The 1,127-nt window shown below is 72.5% G+C and carries 1 pseudogene; it reads left to right on the top strand.

Annotated features, from left to right (window positions below):
* Positions 1 to 1,127, top strand: a pseudogene (locus ACZ56B_RS32890) (alpha-1,4-glucan--maltose-1-phosphate maltosyltransferase); the annotation flags it as partial.

Below are 1,127 nucleotides of genomic sequence, written 5' to 3'. Positions count from 1 at the left end.
GCGGTGCTGGCGCGGTACCCGCTGCGGGAGCTGGTGACCAGCAGCGAGCCGCTGCCGCTGCTGGTGGAGCGCGAGCGGGCGCTGTACGGCGCCTGGTACGAGTTCTTCCCGCGCTCGGAGGGCACCCCCGAGCGGCCGCACGGCACCTTCGCCACCGCCGCCCGCCGGCTGGAGGCGATCGCCGCGATGGGCTTCGACGTGGTCTACCTGCCGCCGATCCACCCGATCGGCACCACCTTCCGCAAGGGCCCCAACAACACCCTCGGCGCCGGCCCGGACGACGTGGGGGTGCCCTGGGCGATCGGCTCGCCGGAGGGCGGGCACGACGCGGTCCACCCCGCGCTGGGCACCCTGGAGGACTTCACCGCCTTCGTGGCGCGGGCCGGCGCGCTGGGGCTGGAGGTGGCGCTGGACCTCGCGCTGCAGTGCTCGCCGGACCACCCCTGGGTGCACAAGCACCCGCAGTGGTTCCACCACCGCCCCGACGGCTCGATCGCCCACGCGGAGAACCCGCCGAAGAAGTACCAGGACATCTACCCCCTCGCCTTCGACGCGGACCTGGACGGGCTGGTGGCGGAGACGGTGCGGATCCTGCGGCACTGGATGGCGGCGGGGGTGCGGATCTTCCGGGTGGACAACCCGCACACCAAGCCGGTGGTGTTCTGGGAGCGGGTGCTGGGGGAGGTCAACGCCGCGGACCCGGACGTGATCTTCCTGGCGGAGGCGTTCACCCGGCCGGCGATGATGCACACCCTGGCGCAGATCGGCTTCCAGCAGTCCTACACCTACTTCACCTGGCGCACCACCAAGCGGGAGCTGACGGAGTACCTGACCGAGCTGTCCGGGGAGGCCGCCTGCTACATGCGGCCCAACCTGTTCGCCAACACCCCCGACATCCTGCACGCCTACCTGCAGCACGGCGGGCGGCCCGCCTTCGAGGTCCGGGCGGTGCTGGCGGCCACCCTCGCGCCCGCCTGGGGCATCTACAGCGGCTACGAGCTGTGCGAGAACACCCCGCTGCGCGAGGGCAGCGAGGAGTACCTCGACAGCGAGAAGTACCAGCTCAAGCCGCGGGACTGGGCGGCGGCCGCGCGTGAGGGCCGCACCATCGCCCCCCTGATCACCCG

The sequence above is a fragment of the Streptomyces sp. NPDC034670 genome (genome assembly GCF_055574875.1).
This window is presented reverse-complemented; position numbering and strand designations above follow the sequence as displayed.